The sequence below is a fragment of the Mycoplasma aquilae ATCC BAA-1896 genome (assembly GCF_048074525.1).
Classification (GTDB): Bacteria; Bacillota_I; Bacilli_A; order Mycoplasmatales; family Metamycoplasmataceae; genus Mycoplasmopsis; species Mycoplasmopsis aquilae.
This window is the reverse complement of sequence record NZ_CP182208.1, coordinates 319186-334329: the sequence shown is the minus strand read 5'-3', so window position 1 is coordinate 334329 and position 15144 is coordinate 319186. Positions and strand designations below refer to the sequence as shown.

The following is a 15144-nucleotide window of genomic DNA, read 5'->3' as shown; positions in this document are numbered from 1 at the left end:
TGTAATACAAAAAAGCCACTGCTGTGGCTTAATAAGTAATTTTGCGTTTTTGTTTTAAAACACGTTGATCAAAGTAATCAAGTGTTGAATAAATAGTGATTAATAGTACTGTATAAATCGGAATTGAAATAAATGAACGCAGTACAATCGGAATCATAAAATAGATGTATTTATCTTGAAGCAAGTAATTCTTTCCATTGAAGTAATTCATATAGTTAATATAAACATATGGTCCATAAATTCATCTTGCGATTACAATAACTGAGATAACTAAGCCAAATGAGATTAATAATTTCTTAACAAAGACTAACTTTGGTACCAAATTAAATTGCTCTTGGCTTAAGTGGCGCATCTTAATTCAAATAATTGCAGTAAGTGTTATAGCAATTGCTAAAAATACTCCACTTAATGCTACCATGCTTCAAATTACAGCATCAGATAAGGTTGAAACCCCAAAGGTACGAGTAATTCTTCATCCTGTTGCATTTCCATTTTTCTTATCAATACCAAAGAAATTCTTTAATATTCCTGAATCTGGATCAATATTATGTAAATAAGCAGCATATGCTGTAGCACTTAATAAAGCAGCAAAAATTATGACTAATATAATAATTGTAATTAAGGAAGCTACTTTCGTATTTGCTTTATACATTCATAAAAAGGCTTTAGCAATCAATACTACTGCCACCGGTACTATAGCATACATTCAAAATCATGATCAAATTCCACCAGTAAATAGTAGTGAAGCAAAGTCAGCTATTAATCCTAGTAATGAAGCTTTAAAAGTTGAGAAAAATAAGGCAAATATAATATAGAAGACATATTCGAAGCTTAGTCCAACTTTAGATAATCCAGTAAATTTTGTTAAGGTTGTAATTATTAAGAATAGTCCAAGTAAGACACTTGACATTGTTAGGTCTTGGACTGAGAATGTAAATTCATCTTGGATCACTTTAGTAAACTTACTATTACTTGTTAAATTAATTAAATAACGAATATTTGTAAGGTCTTGTAAAGTATTAATATTCTTATTTTGAGGCACTAGATGATTTTCCAATACTAGTGTTTTGTATAGTAAGCTAGAAATAGGTAAAAATGTCACAAATCAATCTAGCTTAATTAATTTGTTATATTCTTTAGCATTATATTTTAGCGAGCTAAATACTGCTTTTAAACGATAGTGTAATTGGTAGGTCTTAATGTAAATTCAAAAATTATAATATACAAAAATTAATACAGCGACAATAATATAGGTGTATCAAGTTTGATATACAGCTTGATTTTGTGTTTTATAAGCATTAACTATTCCTAGTACAAGGAATGTGATAAATAAGGCTTGATAAATAAATTGAGCTACAAAAACTGCAAAGCGTTGTTTTCTTGTTTCACTATGTAGCAGTTGTAGTCTTTCTTGTAAGAATCAAATATTACTGTCAAATGTTTGGTTTGTTTTGTACTTTCTCTTTTTCTGGTCTATAATCATACGGTAATATTTTAATACAAAAACTTTTTTTTCAACTATTTTAGTAACAATTGTTATTACTTTTAGGCTTAATATTAATTGAGATAAGTTTTGAGATCTTAAGCTTTTGCTCCAATACTTGAACAAAAGCATCAAGTAGTTCTAACTCATTACTTTCAGCTATTTTTTCCCCAATAATTTGATTATGTATATTGCTAAACTTCTCTATAAAAATTCTTAGTGGTATTTTATAAATAGTTTTAAATTCAACAACGTAGTTAGTGATCTGAGATCAGGTATAAATTAATAATTGTTTACAAATAGCGTTTTCAGGATAAGTTTTGATTTTTTTAACTTCGCAAAATAATATATCAGTTCTTGAAACTAAAATAGGTATAACATAATTAGACTCAATTTGTTCTTGCTGTGCAATCAGGCTACCAATTTCATCATTCATTTGGTAAATTTCAAATAATTTTAATTCTGTTTCCATTATTTCCTTTCATTATATAAATTAAAAATAATGTAAAGTGAACTAAAAAAGTAAAAGAAGAACAAAAAAACACTAGAATACCTTCTAATGTTTAAAACTTTTTAGTTATTTTTGATTTTTAATAAGACAACTGTTTCAATATGAGCAGTATTTGGAAACATATCAAACCCTTGAACATATGAGATATTGTAATTTGAAGCTAAATCTTTTAAATCACGGACTAATGTTTTCGGATCGCAAGACATATAAACTATATTCTGAATTTGATTTTGCTTAATTCATGTAATAAATTCTTCAGTAATTCCACTGCGAGGTGGATCTAAGATTAGAATTGTATCTTGTAAGTTTTTAACTTGCTTTTTAAAAATTGTGCCCGAATCCCCAACATAGTATTGTCCATTTATTCGGTTATGTTGAGCATTGATTTTCGCATCCAGTATAGAAGAAGGAGCTATATCACTTCCAATTATTTGCTTGTAGCCACCTACTAGTTGTCCAATAACTCCAACTCCACAATAAGCATCTAAAAGAACTTGACTCGGAATTGAGTCAACTATATCATGAATTTTGTTAAAAATTATTCCTGCCATTGTGCTATTAATTTGGAAAAAAGAATTTATATTGCAGTTAAATTGCATATTATTTAATCCCATTGTAAATGGTTTAGTACTATACAAGTTAATGGTTTTATCTTTCTTTATAATATTAAAATCCACAATCGCTTGATATTGTTGAATTTTAGTTAGCAGTTTAGCAGGTAAATCATAATCAGAGTTGATTTTTAGCGCTAATGAAATTTCATCTTGCTTATTAGCGCGCAAAGTAATTTCTTCATAGAAAGCTAGGTGCTTTTGTTTATTATTAACTAAGTAATAATTATTTAATGTGTCTAATAAATAGTTTATTGCTAGATTAATAGCTTGATTATTTTGACTAAAATTGTTTGCTAAATGTAAATTATTGGACTTAATATCATATTCAGCTACAAATAGCTGGCTATCTTGAATAATAAAAGGATAACGTACTTTATTACGATAATTATTTATCACTGGGCTAGGGGTAAATGGAACATAATTTTCAAGTACTTCTGGTCCTAAATTTCAAGCTAACAATTTGTTTAAGTATTTGTCTTTAAATTTAATTTGTTCTTGATAATTTAAATTAATTAAAGGAGCAGAATTAATGCAATCTTGTTGTTTAACATTGCGCATTAAAGAAGGAACTAGCAGCTTGATAACTTTTGCAAAAGCAAACTTGCTATTGACTTTTAATAATTGCACTTTAGCTTTTTCTCCTGGAAATAAATCACTTGTGAAAATAGCATACCCATTTTCATCCCGAGTGGTTCCAAGTCCTTCGTAACTTAATTCACTACAAGTTACCTCGATAATTTGATTCTTTTGATATTGATTTAGTTTTGACATAAAAATAGTATCTCGATCTTTCCATATTTCTTGCTTTTATAAACTTTTAACCCAGCGGGCAAGGCTATTTTGCTAAAGTTGTCTGTTTCAACAATAATTTCAAAATCCTCTTTGAGTAGTGATTTTTCAACTAGCTTAGCTAAGCAAGCTGAAACTAAATCATACTCAATAAAAGGCGCATCAATAAAAACAAAGTCATATTGCTTATTGCTATGAGTTAAAAAAGCTAGTGCATCTTCATTAATTAATTCAATCTTATTGGCTTCAGGTATTTTATTAATATTAGCTTTAGTTGTTTTTAATACCACTTTATTTTTTTCAATCGAAGTTACAAAACTAGCTCCTCGAGAAATAGCTTCAATACTTCAAGCTCCTGATCCCGCAAATAAATCCAAGCAAGCTGCATTTTCAAGCTTAAATTGTAGTGATGAAAAGACTGCTTCACGCACTTTATCTGTGGTTGGGCGAGTATATTTTTCATCTGGCTGTTCAATTTTGTACCCACGGTACTTTCCTGCAATAATTCTTAACATGTTGTAATTTTATCAAATTTAGGCCATTTAATTTGCTGGTTTTAAATATAAAAAAACTTGCAATTGCAAGTTATTTTTTGGCATATAGTCCCATTTTTTTCATTAGCTTATTTAGATTATATGAAGCAATTTGAGAAGCTTTTTGGGCCCCTTGGTCAGTGATTTGATCAGCTATTTTTAAGGCACTTTCATATTTTGCTTGAATATTAACTAATAAGTCACGAACAACTGTAGCAACAGCTTCTTTAAATTCTTTATAGTCTTTATCTTTAAATAAAGCTTCAGCTTCTTGTAATGTAATATTACTTAAAGCAGCATAAATGTTTAATAAGTTTAAGATTCCAGGTTTTTCAGGTGAAATATAAACCTTACCTTCTGAATCTGTGACAGCTTTCATAATTTTGTTATAAGCTTGTTGTGGATTTTCTAGTAAATATATTGTTGATTTAGTACCATGTTCACTTTTTGACATTTTACTATTTGGATCGGTTAAAGATTTAATTCTAGCTCCAACTTTTGGAATGTATCCTTCAGGTAAAGTGAAACTAGTGTGATATTTAGTATTAAATCTTTCAGCAATATTTCTAGTTAATTCAAGGTGTTGAGTTTGATCTTCACCGATCGGAACTAAATCAGGGTTGTAAAGTAAAATATCTCCCGCCATTAATGTTGGGTACATTAATAAGTTAGTTGGAATTTTGCTTGTTCCGTTTCCTTGCTTAAGCTTAGTTGCTTTATCTTTATACTGTGTCATTCTTTGTAATTCACCAAGTGTAGTTTCTGAAGCACATAATCATTGCATCATAGCGTGTTCGCTAACTTGTGATTGGTAAAAAATAGTTGCTTTTTCAGGATCTAGTCCACATGCAATATATAAAGCCACTATTGTTTTACGGGCTTTTTTTAGTTCAATTGGATCCACTGTCCCTGTGGTTAAGGCATGTAAGTCTGCTACAAAAAAGTATGAATCGAATTCATCTTGTAAAGCCACAAAGTTTCTTAATGCTCCAATATAATTTCCTAATGTTAAATCTCCAGTAGGTTTAATCCCACTTAATAATCTTTGTTTCATTGTTCTCCTAATTAGTATGAATTTATTATAATCAATTTAATTTTTTCTGTATTAAAAATCCCATAAAACATTGATTTTATGGGATTAAATTATTCCTAGAAAATATCGTTTGAGTTGTTTGTATTTGGTTTTGGTTGAGCAGTTTGCTGATTACTTGCTACAGCATGCATTGCTTGAGATGCGGATACAATTAAAATAATGTTTCCTATTGTTGGCAGGCAAAATGTAAGTCCAAAACCAACCCATGTTAAAGTTTTTGCAGAATCATGATTTTGATTAAGGGAACCAACTGTATTAGTGGTGCAAACAAAAACAATATTTAAAATCATGCATATGCTTAAAGCAATTAAAGTTATAACTCCAAATACAAAAGGAATTAGTTGTACTCCTCCAAAGATATCTTCGAAATTAGGCGTCGAATTATTATTCCCATCCATTGAGTTTGCAATATTGACACTATTCAAGGCAAATAATACTAACCACAGAACAAAGAAAAATATACATAAGAATGTTAAGACCAAAAAAGCAATATTATTCCCTTTAATTCTCTTATATCCATTATATAAATCTGTATTCATTTTTACTCCTTTTTATAATTATACGACTTTTAAAGCTACAATTAGCACCCTTTGTGCATTTTTAAGATCTTATTTTGTTTTACAGCTAAGACAATATTTGCTATTCCAAATAAGAAAATTAGGGTAAAAACTAATCATATAAGCATATTATTTCTCAATGCTATGTCTTCTTGTGACTCAAGGGTCTTAAAAAGTGTAATGTGCAGTATTATATTTACGATTTCACTAATTAATCATATGGCTCCTAAAATTGAGCAAGCATAGGTACCGATACCGTAGAAAACTAATGTGAATATAAAGCTATCAGAACTTGTTGCATTCATTATAGATGGTACAGCAAAAAAGATAACTGCAGCTAATGCCAAAATAAAAAATATAGTTGCTGTAACAATATTTGCTATTTCAGCTTGCTTAATTTTGTTAATTTTATTCATTTTTCATTTCTCCTTAAAATCGAAATTATTATATAAAATCTTTTATACCTATATTCTAGCACTTAATTAATTAAATTAATTAGTTATATATACATTCTAATCTGTTAAAATAAATAAGCATAAAAACAGCAGTTTATTATGATTGGAAAATAAATTTAACGAATTATTCTTGTTAGTAAGTTAGCTGCTTAACCGAAAACATTAAGTTAAACTTATCCAATTAGAAATAAACCCTCTCATTATGCAGAAAGAGGAAAATCATATGTCAAGATACACAGGACCTGTATTTAAAAAATCACGTCGTTTAGGATTTTCAATTCTTGAATCAGGAAAAGAATTTGCTAAAGGAAAGAAAAGAACATACGCTCCAGGGCAACATGGAAACAAAAGAGTAAAATTATCTGAATACGGATTACACTTATACGAAAAACAAAAAGTAAAACACTTATACGGAGTTAACGAAAAACAATTACAAAAAGTATTCCAAAAAGCTGTTAAAGCTAAAGGAATTACAGGGACAAACATGCTTCAATTATTAGAAACACGTTTAGACAACTTAGTTTACAGAGCAGGATATGCTACAACACGTAGACAAGCACGTCAATTAGTTAACCACAACCACTTTGTTGTTGATGGTAAAAAAGCAAACATCCCTTCAATGGTTATCTCAGTAGGATCAGAAATTACTCTTAAAGAAAAATCAAGAACAAACAAACAAATTTTAGAGGCTATGGAAGCTCGTGAAGCTGCTTCATGATTAACAAGAAAAGATTTTACTGCTAAATTAGATCGTTTACCAGAAAGAAATGAATTACACCCAGAAATCAAGGATGCTTTAGTTGTTGAGTTCTACTCAAAATAATAACTAAATACAAGGAGAATTATTATGAGACAAAACATTCACCCACAATACCACACAGTTGAAGCTACTTGTTCAACATGTCAAAAATCATTTACTTTCAAATCAGTTAAACCTAACTTTACAGTAGACGTTTGTTCAAATTGTCACCCTGTTTACACTGGATCAAAAGCTCAAGTTAAAGCAACAGGAAGAATCGACAGATTCAACAGAAGACTTGAAAAAAAGAACGCTAAATAATAATGCATTCTGCAGTAGCTTAGGCTACTGTTTTTTTATAAAAAAATGAATAACATTTGCTAATTAAGTGAAATGTTATTCATTGTAATAAATATAATATTGGGCATAAATAAATAAACCAAAAATGTTTTTATAGTTTAAATATTTCTATTTATTTTTTGCTAAATAATCATCGATAGTTTTAATTATTTTTGTAGTTAATTCTTCTTTAGTACCATCATTGTTAATATAAATAACATTTTTACAATATCTATTTAGAAATTCTTTAAATTCAACTGTATTATAATGCTCTCAATATTGCTTATATAGTGGCATTAAAGTATTTTCGAGTTTTCTACGATTATCTGTTCTTGCTGCTTGATACCTATATTGTTCTATTTTATCAAATGATGAACTAGTAACAATAATAAGTAAATCAAGCTTAGGCTTTTGCTTTAAAAAAATAAGCATTTTTCTTTTTAAGCTATTTCACTGCTTAATTTCATCTTTTGTATACATAGCATTTTGAATTTGAACTTCTGGATATATAAATGAATCAAGCATGTGCCTATCAAAAATAATGTTTCGATACTATATAGATTTTTGTGTAAATTCATAAATTATTAAAAATGGCAAAAGAAAAGATAAGTTACCCTATAATTTTTATAACGTCGAAAGGAATAACTTATCTATGAATAATTTTAAACTATTAAACTCAGAACAATTGCAAAAATTTTATAAAGAAACAACCGATATCAATCACCTTATGTCTTTATTACTGAATCAATATAAATCAGATATCCAAGAAATAATTAATGAATTATTAAAAGATGGTCTAACTGAATTTCTTCAATATGAAAAATACGAAAGAAGTGACAATGCTAATTATAGAAATGGCTATTACACTAGAAAATTACTATTAGAAATTGGTGAAATTGAAATTCAAATACCACGCGATAGAAATGGTGACTTTGAAAATAAACTTATTAAAAAACATCAAAGAACACAAAAGCAAGTAACAGAAATGATTCAAATTCTTTTCAAAAAAGGTTTAGATTACAGCGAAATTATTGATATTGTAAACGAAATGTTTGGAAAGGAATTTTCTAAACAATCAATAACAAATATCACCAATAACTTAATTCATAATATTGAAGAGTTTAGACAAAGAAGGTTGAAAAAAGAGTACAAAGTCATATACCTAGATGCAACACATTTGAGTGTTAAAAGAGATGGTTCATATCAGAAAGAAGCTGTACATATAGCCCTAGGAATAAGCGCTGAAGGTTATAAAGAAATACTCGCATTTGAGATTTATCCAAATGAAAGTGCAAATAATTATGGAGATATTTTAGAAGATATTAAAAATCGCGGTGTTGAAAAAGTAGACATATTTATAACTGATGGACTAGCAGGGATTAAGGATGTAATTCACAGACATTTTCCAGAAGCATATTATCAAAGATGTTGAGTACACATACAACGTAATATACATTCAAAAGTTAAAAGAGCGCATATCACAGAAATAACCCAGGATATTAAATTAATTTATAATCAAACCGATGAAGATATGGCTATTAAGAAGTTCAATGAATTTCTAAATAAATGAAAAAATATCTACCCATCAATTGTTAGAAATCTACTATCTATAGGAGATGATTTATTTTCATTTTACGCATTTCCATATGAAATCAGAAAATCCCTTTATACAACAAATTTAATTGAAGCATTCAACTCATATATCAAAAAGCAATTAAAAGGTAAAAAACAATTCTCTACTGTTAATTCAGCAGAGAAAATATTAATAACGATTATAGATTCATATAATGCGAAAAATTCTAGTCGCAGGCATATGGGATTTAAGAATATTTAATATTCTTGTATAATTTTTAAATAAAAGTTATACAAGTTACTTATCTTTTCAGAATTTACACAAAATTATTGACAGTATCAATGTTTCTATCTATTAGTGCTGCTCTTTCTATGTCATCTTGTTGCGTCTTAAAAAAGAACTTTTGGGACTCTCAAAATGATTTCTTTCCTTTTAATGCTAGTATATAGTCATTATCATTGTTTTTATAGTCACGCTCTTGAAACATGTAAAACTTATTTTCCTCAATAAGCTTAGAAAATTCTTTTGAATTTAAAACAGTACTTTTACCAACACACCCCGGCCCCGTAATTGCAATATATACTTTTTCCACTCGATAACTCCTTATAAAAATATAGATTGATAAACACATATAACAAATATTTATTATTACCACACTTCAATTAACAAGAGCAATTCCTGAATAAAAGACTATAGATAAAATATTTTTTATCTGTCATACAAGCCAAACCTCAGAAAAACCTCTTAACATCATTACTACCGCAATAATTAATATCATATTTGTTAAAGTAACTAATACATAGTCTTCGTTCTTGTATTTAAAGTTTGAGCCAAATTCTATAATCTCTTTTTTAAATGAAGTTTGTAAAAATTTTGTTATTTCTTTAATAGAAAAATAAAATATTATAAACATGATTATAAAAACAATAACAAGAATCAAAATTCATCTCAATTCTAGTTTATATGATCTGATTTTAAATTTAAAGGAAGTTACAATTCAAAAGTAAATAAAAATAGCAGGAAGAATTATAGTGTAAATAATAACGTCAATAAATAAATCTAATGATCATGCGAATATACCATATGCAATAGCATTTAATATAGCTATAGGGTAAGCATAAATAATTCTTCGATAGAATAAATAAGTGGCAAATATGCCACTTAATCCAGACACCATTACCATGCTGATATAAAATCTCTGCATAGAATTTACTATATTATTTCATATAAAAGTATCTGTATTTAAATCATATATTGAAAAAATAAATACTGAAAGTGATAAACAAAAAACAAAAAAGTATTCTATGTAATTCTTAAATTTCAATATTTATTCCTTTCATTATTTTGTTTTCTTATTATTTGGATTTAATTGATTTGATCTATTATTATTAACATTTTTGTAGTCTTTATTATTATGTGTCATATTTGTATTATTTGAATTTTTTTGATTTGATTTTTGGTCATTATTAAACATTTTTACCTCCTTTCTGAGAAAAAAATAATTTCTCAATATTATTTTTTCAAAAAAAAAAAAAAAACAAATGCCAAAACAACTACAAAACAGGCCTAAAAGAATTTTTTTGTGAAATTAACATTCTGCTTAAAACAGAATAAAAAAACATAAGACTATTTAGCCTTATATTCTTCAACTATTATTTTAGCTTTACTTAACCCTACAATTTTGGACAATTCTTCAAGTGAAGCATTTTTAATTGCTTGATAAGTTTTAAAGTGTTTTAATAGTGCTTTTTCACTTTGAGGGCCTATGCCTTTAATCTTCGTTAAATCATTACTTCTGGCCTTTAAGCCAAAAGATCTGCTCATTACATTTTTAGCATAACGATCAACGCTGTATTGCATATTAGAAAGTAAGTTATAAGCATTCTTACTAATTGTTAAAACTTCATTCTTAGAGTTAATTAAATTTCTTGTTCTGTGATTATCATCTTTCACTAGCCCATAGACTTGAATGTTATTAATATCCTGTTCTTTGAGAGCATATAAAGCTTCATTAATTTGCATTATAGCTCCATCCACTATAAAAATAGTACTATCATTCAGCATAAAACGTTTTTGTACTATAAATTTAGCCACAGTTAAATACATTAGTTGCACATCAGATTTCTTATCCATGATGGCTAGTTGCTCACTGTGATCAAATTTAGAGCTTTTTGCATCAATAGCAGAGGCATTCTCTCAACAAGTCACTACCCCTACAGGAGCGCTTAGACCAAAATGCGAGTTATCAAAAATAAAAATAGATGAAATTTTATTACCTTGATTAAGCACAGTTTCTAGCTCAGCTCAAGCATTTAATAAGTTAGCATTCTTACGATATCATTCATCATAGTTTAACTTAATGTTTTCTTCATTATTTTCATTAGCTAATGATAATATTTTTTGCAATATACCTTGCATTGGGAAAGTAATTCGAGAGCTAATTTTAGGATTATTAAGCTCAATATCGCTATATACGTGTGATAAAAGTATTTTATCTGGTAATTTATTGTTTTTATAATATGTTTCAAGGTATTGGATAATAAAGTCTTCCAGTAAAATATCAGATCAATAAAAGCTATGTGCATGTTGAATTTGAATACCAGAACGATAAAAGACTTTTTGCACAGCTACTACATTCTCATGCGGAACGAATGAAAAGACATCAATATCATTATAGTTTTGCAATTCAGCAATTTGAGTAGTTTTAATATTTTCTAGCACACTTATAGCGTCTCGATATTCCATTGCTAGCTCATAGTTATAATTACTTGCAGCAGCTTGCATTTTTTCTTGTAACTTATCAATAAAGCTATTATCCCTAAATTTCAAGATATTAATAATTTGATCAAACTTCGCTTTTGAGCTAGTATAAGTAAACTCTTTGATTTTTAGTCCATTTTCATAAGTAAAATTACGTTCCAAGATATTTAATAAATCACGGAAATTACTATTGGTTGGAAATGGACCAAAGTAAAAGCTATCTTTTTGATATTTATCAAAGCGATAGACTGATGAGATTACCAATTCATTATTCTTTTTAATTTGTAAAGCTAAATATGGGTAACGTTTGTCATCAGTTAAATCAATATTATAAGCTGGCTTATATTGCTTAATATAGTTTGTTTCTAGGGCTAAAGCATCTTTTTCACTACCACAAAGGAAGATTTCGAAATCAAATATTTCCTCTAGCATTTTTGGAGTCTTATATGAATTAATTGTCCCCTTTAAGTATTGATTTAGACGCTTATTTAAAGCTTTAGCTTTCCCGACATAAATTACTTGCTCAAAGCGATCTTTCCATAAATAAACTCCTGGTGTATTAGGCACATTTTTCACTTTAGCTTTGAGTTTTTCTAATATAGCTGCATTCATATTTTAATTTTATCATTAAGGCAGAAAAAAGCTCACAGCTGTGAGCAAATTTCTAACCTTTGTATTGTGTAAAGTAAAAGGTACTAATTTGTGATAGTAATTCTTCAGAAACACCTTTGATTGAGAAGTGTTGAATTCCATTTTTATCTTCAATTTCATATATTGCTAGCGCTTTTTGATCTACTTGATTATCTTGAATAAAGTAATTACGCTTGATAAATAAGTAGTCTAAGTAAGCAGTTGGTGTATAGTTGATAAAGTCAAAGTTATTTAAGTTAGCATACTTATCAGCTACCACTGGAGCAAATTGTTCATTTGCTAAATCCACATGGTTAATTAAGTTAACAATTAACTCTTTAAGGTGACTAGTATCTTTAGTTTTAAATAATTTATCTGAATATAAGATAAAGTTTTGCTTAATTAAATTATCACTTAGTAATTCATCAGTAACAAATTGATCATATAAGCTAAGTTTACTAATATCATCTAAAGTCTGATTATATAAATCAATTAATCTTTTTTCAATTGAAGCATATTTGGCAATATCCTTAAATATAGGCTTAAGCACTGAATCTAAGTAATCTTGATAAATTTTTAAACTGTATTTTTTATAAGCTTGATTTAAATCAAAAGTATTATTAGCTTTTGAAAAACGTCAGGTTATATTTTGCAGCACACTTTCATTCAATGTTTTATATAGCTTACTTTCATAGTTAGAATCAATATCATTTCTAACCACAATTCCATCAACTAATAAGACATTTTGACCTATTTTTAAGCCTTCAACAGTACCATTTGGTACTGTATCATAATTATTGTCTGAATAATACATATCTAGCATATCACCATTATAAACAATCCCACTGTCAGTTTGTTTATTACTTGGATCAAGTAATCTAGCCACAATATTTTGCCCATCTCCATCAAGAGTAATGTAACGTGAATTACTTACTGGATATGAAGTAGCTGCTTGAATAACATTTCCAAATTGTACAATTTGGTTCTTATAATTTTGTTCTGTAGAAGTCCCAGTAAAAGGTTGTAAGGTTAATTTATTATTTTGAAAGTCATAACCTGAAGCATATAACATATTGGTACGAATTGCATCAGTAATAATGTAGTTTCCATAACCACTTTTAGAAATTAAATTAAGTTCGTTTAATAATGAATATGGCTCAATAGTGGTTTGATATTGATTACTTAAGGCTGTTGCATTGGCCTGTAAGTTTTCAGGATTAATTTCTTTGCCATTGATAGCTTTAGACTTATTGTAAGCAATCATTCCATCTTGAGCATAATAAGGAATAAAGTATTCTCATAAGTGGACTGGATTAGCTAGTTTCTTACCATGAATGTCAGTAGTTAATTCATCATCATAAGAAGCAAGATGATTAAAGACAATTGGTGAATAAATCTCTTTTAGCACATTAGCTAAAAACTCTGTATCACCTAATTTATTAAGCAGTGCTTCATCAAAGTTAGCGTGATCTACACTTTTGAATAATTTTTTGAAATCAATTTTCTTAATGTGGCCTTTTTTAATTAAATCAATTGCTTGGAAGTCACTTCCAATTCCAGCAATAGCTTTATTGTTAACTAAAGCATTGGTGAATTCATTGATTTCATCAAAAGTTTTATAAGTAAAGTCTTTTTGAATTTTGTCAATATTAGTTTTTGACATATAAGACTTATAGTTATAAAACGCAGGCTTAAATGGGTGAGAAAATTTAAATGCAGAAAGTAAAATTACAACTAAAGCAATTATAAAACTGCCAATTGCAAGTAGTGCAATTTTGATCTTCTGAAGAGGGGTTTTTTCTTTCATAAATATCCTTTTTCTTTAAATATGCATTATTTTAATACAATCCAGAAAAAATAATTAAAAAACACTCAAAAAAATTGAGTGTTTTGCATCATAAGCCGTGTTCTGTTCCGCACAAAATTGTACGGTGCTGACAATTTATCTAATATCTTACGATATTCCCAAGCTTCATTCATTTCTTAGCTTGAGTTCCTCTACCAAAATTTGAGTTTCTAGCTTGCGGAGTTTACCCGTTTCATTTCTCTCGTCTCTGTGGCACTAGTCGTCTACAATTGCTTGTATCCAGGGCTTATTGGGCCAAGCGCAATCACTACCATCATCGCAGATGGTGCTAGCACGGACTTTCCTCTACATTTCTGCAGCTGTCAGCTGTATGCTTATATATAATACCATTAATCTAAGAGAAATTAAGAATTTTCTTAAAAGTCCATATCAGGAATTTCTAAATGATTATTTGCTTGCTTAGAAGATAGTTTAACATCTTTATTTAAGACAAATTTTAAATAATCATAAGCCAGCATATTAATATTAGCTTTATATCCATCAATGTATAAATTATGTGCATTAGCCAGTACCATTAAGCTATATGCATGTATTTTCTTATCTTTGATTTTTGTTGGCTTAGTACTTTTAAATCAAACTTTATTAACAATAGAGATATTAACTGGTTGCTTTTCATCTTGAATTTTGCCCAGATTTTTGTCAGACACAACAATAAATTTGTGTCTACCTGAGCAAACTGAGACTTGATGATATTTTTCAAGTGCATCCGGTTGCAACATATTTTCAATTAAGTTTTCATCTGCAAACTTACTATTTGCCATTTGTCATTCTTGGAAGATATTTATAAAAGAATTGCTCTGTCTAATATAGATCAAAGCATAAATTGTTGATAGGAATGACAATCCTGCTACCAGTAAAAGCGCTATGCCGATAAAAAATAATGTACTAGTTTGCTTATCAATAGCAATAAAGCAAATTGCTAAAATAAAGCTTGGAACAAATAAGACTATGCTATAGGTTATTAAGTATTTTAAAGTCTTGTTAAACTTAGTCCAGTAAGCTAAAATATCTTGAAAGAAAAAGTCTTGAATTTTGATTTTTCTCGAAATGTAATAATCAATATTTGTATCTTGTCTTTGTATTACTTGTGCCATTGTTCTAGGCTTAAAAATCATATGCAAAATATATATTAACGTAATAATCATATCTATTTAATTATAGAAAAAATTCATTAATGAACTACATAATTTAATTATTAAGC

At 28.2% G+C, this 15144-nt stretch carries 16 protein-coding genes and 1 other RNA gene; 3 read left to right on the top strand and 14 right to left on the bottom strand.

The genetic code is table 4. From position 1 onward, the window contains the following. Window positions 1-28: 28 nt before the first annotated feature. From ACM0IS_RS01570 to ACM0IS_RS01540, 7 genes are all read right to left on the bottom strand, one after another. Complete coding sequence (locus ACM0IS_RS01570; RefSeq protein ID WP_416756541.1) at window positions 29-1483, bottom strand: hypothetical protein; 1455 nt, start codon at window positions 1481-1483, stop codon at window positions 29-31. Window positions 1484-1523: 40 nt separating this feature from the next. Further along, window positions 1524-1955, bottom strand: a complete 432-nt coding sequence (locus ACM0IS_RS01565) for a hypothetical protein (protein ID WP_416756540.1) — start codon at window positions 1953-1955, stop codon at window positions 1524-1526. A 101-nt stretch (window positions 1956-2056) separates the two neighbouring features. Then, window positions 2057-3379: a 23S rRNA (uracil(1939)-C(5))-methyltransferase RlmD gene (rlmD, locus tag ACM0IS_RS01560; RefSeq protein ID WP_416756539.1), complete on the bottom strand. Its 1323-nt coding sequence runs from the start codon at window positions 3377-3379 to the stop codon at window positions 2057-2059. After that, a complete protein-coding gene (gene rsmD / locus ACM0IS_RS01555; protein WP_416756538.1) occupies window positions 3367-3912 on the bottom strand; it encodes a 16S rRNA (guanine(966)-N(2))-methyltransferase RsmD in 546 nt (181 codons plus the stop codon). Before rsmD ends, rlmD begins: the two co-directional genes overlap by 13 nt. A gap of 70 nt (window positions 3913-3982) precedes the next feature. Beyond that, complete coding sequence (gene trpS, locus ACM0IS_RS01550) at window positions 3983-4984, bottom strand: tryptophan--tRNA ligase (protein WP_416756537.1); 1002 nt, start codon at window positions 4982-4984, stop codon at window positions 3983-3985. Between the two features lie 95 nt (window positions 4985-5079). Further along, window positions 5080-5562 carry a hypothetical protein gene (locus ACM0IS_RS01545; protein ID WP_416756536.1) on the bottom strand — a complete coding sequence of 161 codons (483 nt, stop codon included), beginning with the start codon at window positions 5560-5562 and terminating at the stop codon, window positions 5080-5082. 41 nt (window positions 5563-5603) lie between these two features. Then, the gene (locus tag ACM0IS_RS01540) at window positions 5604-5996 is read right to left on the bottom strand and encodes a hypothetical protein (protein WP_416756534.1); all 393 of its coding nucleotides are present in this window, start codon (window positions 5994-5996) and stop codon (window positions 5604-5606) included. A 262-nt stretch (window positions 5997-6258) separates the two neighbouring features. On the opposite strand from ACM0IS_RS01540, the gene rpsD reads away from it, so the two are divergent. Both rpsD and rpmE read left to right on the top strand, forming a co-directional pair. Further along, complete coding sequence (gene rpsD, locus ACM0IS_RS01535) at window positions 6259-6858, top strand: 30S ribosomal protein S4 (RefSeq protein WP_416754878.1); 600 nt, start codon at window positions 6259-6261, stop codon at window positions 6856-6858. Between the two features lie 24 nt (window positions 6859-6882). After that, window positions 6883-7095, top strand: coding sequence for a 50S ribosomal protein L31 (gene rpmE, locus ACM0IS_RS01530; protein ID WP_416756532.1), 213 nt, complete (start codon window positions 6883-6885; stop codon window positions 7093-7095). A gap of 147 nt (window positions 7096-7242) precedes the next feature. On the opposite strand, the gene ACM0IS_RS01525 is transcribed toward rpmE, so the two are convergent. Continuing rightward, window positions 7243-7638, bottom strand: a complete 396-nt coding sequence (locus ACM0IS_RS01525; RefSeq protein ID WP_416756530.1) for a hypothetical protein — start codon at window positions 7636-7638, stop codon at window positions 7243-7245. A 127-nt stretch (window positions 7639-7765) separates the two neighbouring features. Between ACM0IS_RS01525 and ACM0IS_RS01520 the strand changes: the two genes are divergently transcribed. Next, window positions 7766-8947, top strand: coding sequence for an IS256 family transposase (locus tag ACM0IS_RS01520; protein ID WP_416756529.1), 1182 nt, complete (start codon window positions 7766-7768; stop codon window positions 8945-8947). Window positions 8948-9002: 55 nt separating this feature from the next. Here the strand turns inward: ACM0IS_RS01520 and ACM0IS_RS01515 are convergent, their stop codons facing one another. From ACM0IS_RS01515 to ACM0IS_RS01490, 6 genes are all read right to left on the bottom strand, one after another. After that, window positions 9003-9890 carry a nicotinamide mononucleotide transporter gene (locus ACM0IS_RS01515; protein ID WP_416756527.1) on the bottom strand — a complete coding sequence of 296 codons (888 nt, stop codon included), beginning with the start codon at window positions 9888-9890 and terminating at the stop codon, window positions 9003-9005. Between the two features lie 135 nt (window positions 9891-10025). After that, the gene (locus ACM0IS_RS01510; protein ID WP_416754873.1) at window positions 10026-10160 is read right to left on the bottom strand and encodes a hypothetical protein; all 135 of its coding nucleotides are present in this window, start codon (window positions 10158-10160) and stop codon (window positions 10026-10028) included. A gap of 152 nt (window positions 10161-10312) precedes the next feature. Then, the gene (locus ACM0IS_RS01505; protein WP_416756526.1) at window positions 10313-12058 is read right to left on the bottom strand and encodes a GIY-YIG nuclease family protein; all 1746 of its coding nucleotides are present in this window, start codon (window positions 12056-12058) and stop codon (window positions 10313-10315) included. 52 nt (window positions 12059-12110) lie between these two features. Further along, window positions 12111-13883 (bottom strand): hypothetical protein, encoded by a 1773-nt coding sequence (locus tag ACM0IS_RS01500; protein WP_416756524.1) that lies wholly within the window; start codon window positions 13881-13883, stop codon window positions 12111-12113. An 86-nt stretch (window positions 13884-13969) separates the two neighbouring features. Continuing rightward, window positions 13970-14257, bottom strand: an RNA gene (rnpB, locus tag ACM0IS_RS01495) — RNase P RNA component class B. A gap of 42 nt (window positions 14258-14299) precedes the next feature. Beyond that, window positions 14300-15058, bottom strand: coding sequence for a hypothetical protein (locus tag ACM0IS_RS01490; protein ID WP_416756523.1), 759 nt, complete (start codon window positions 15056-15058; stop codon window positions 14300-14302). Window positions 15059-15144 lie beyond the last annotated feature (86 nt).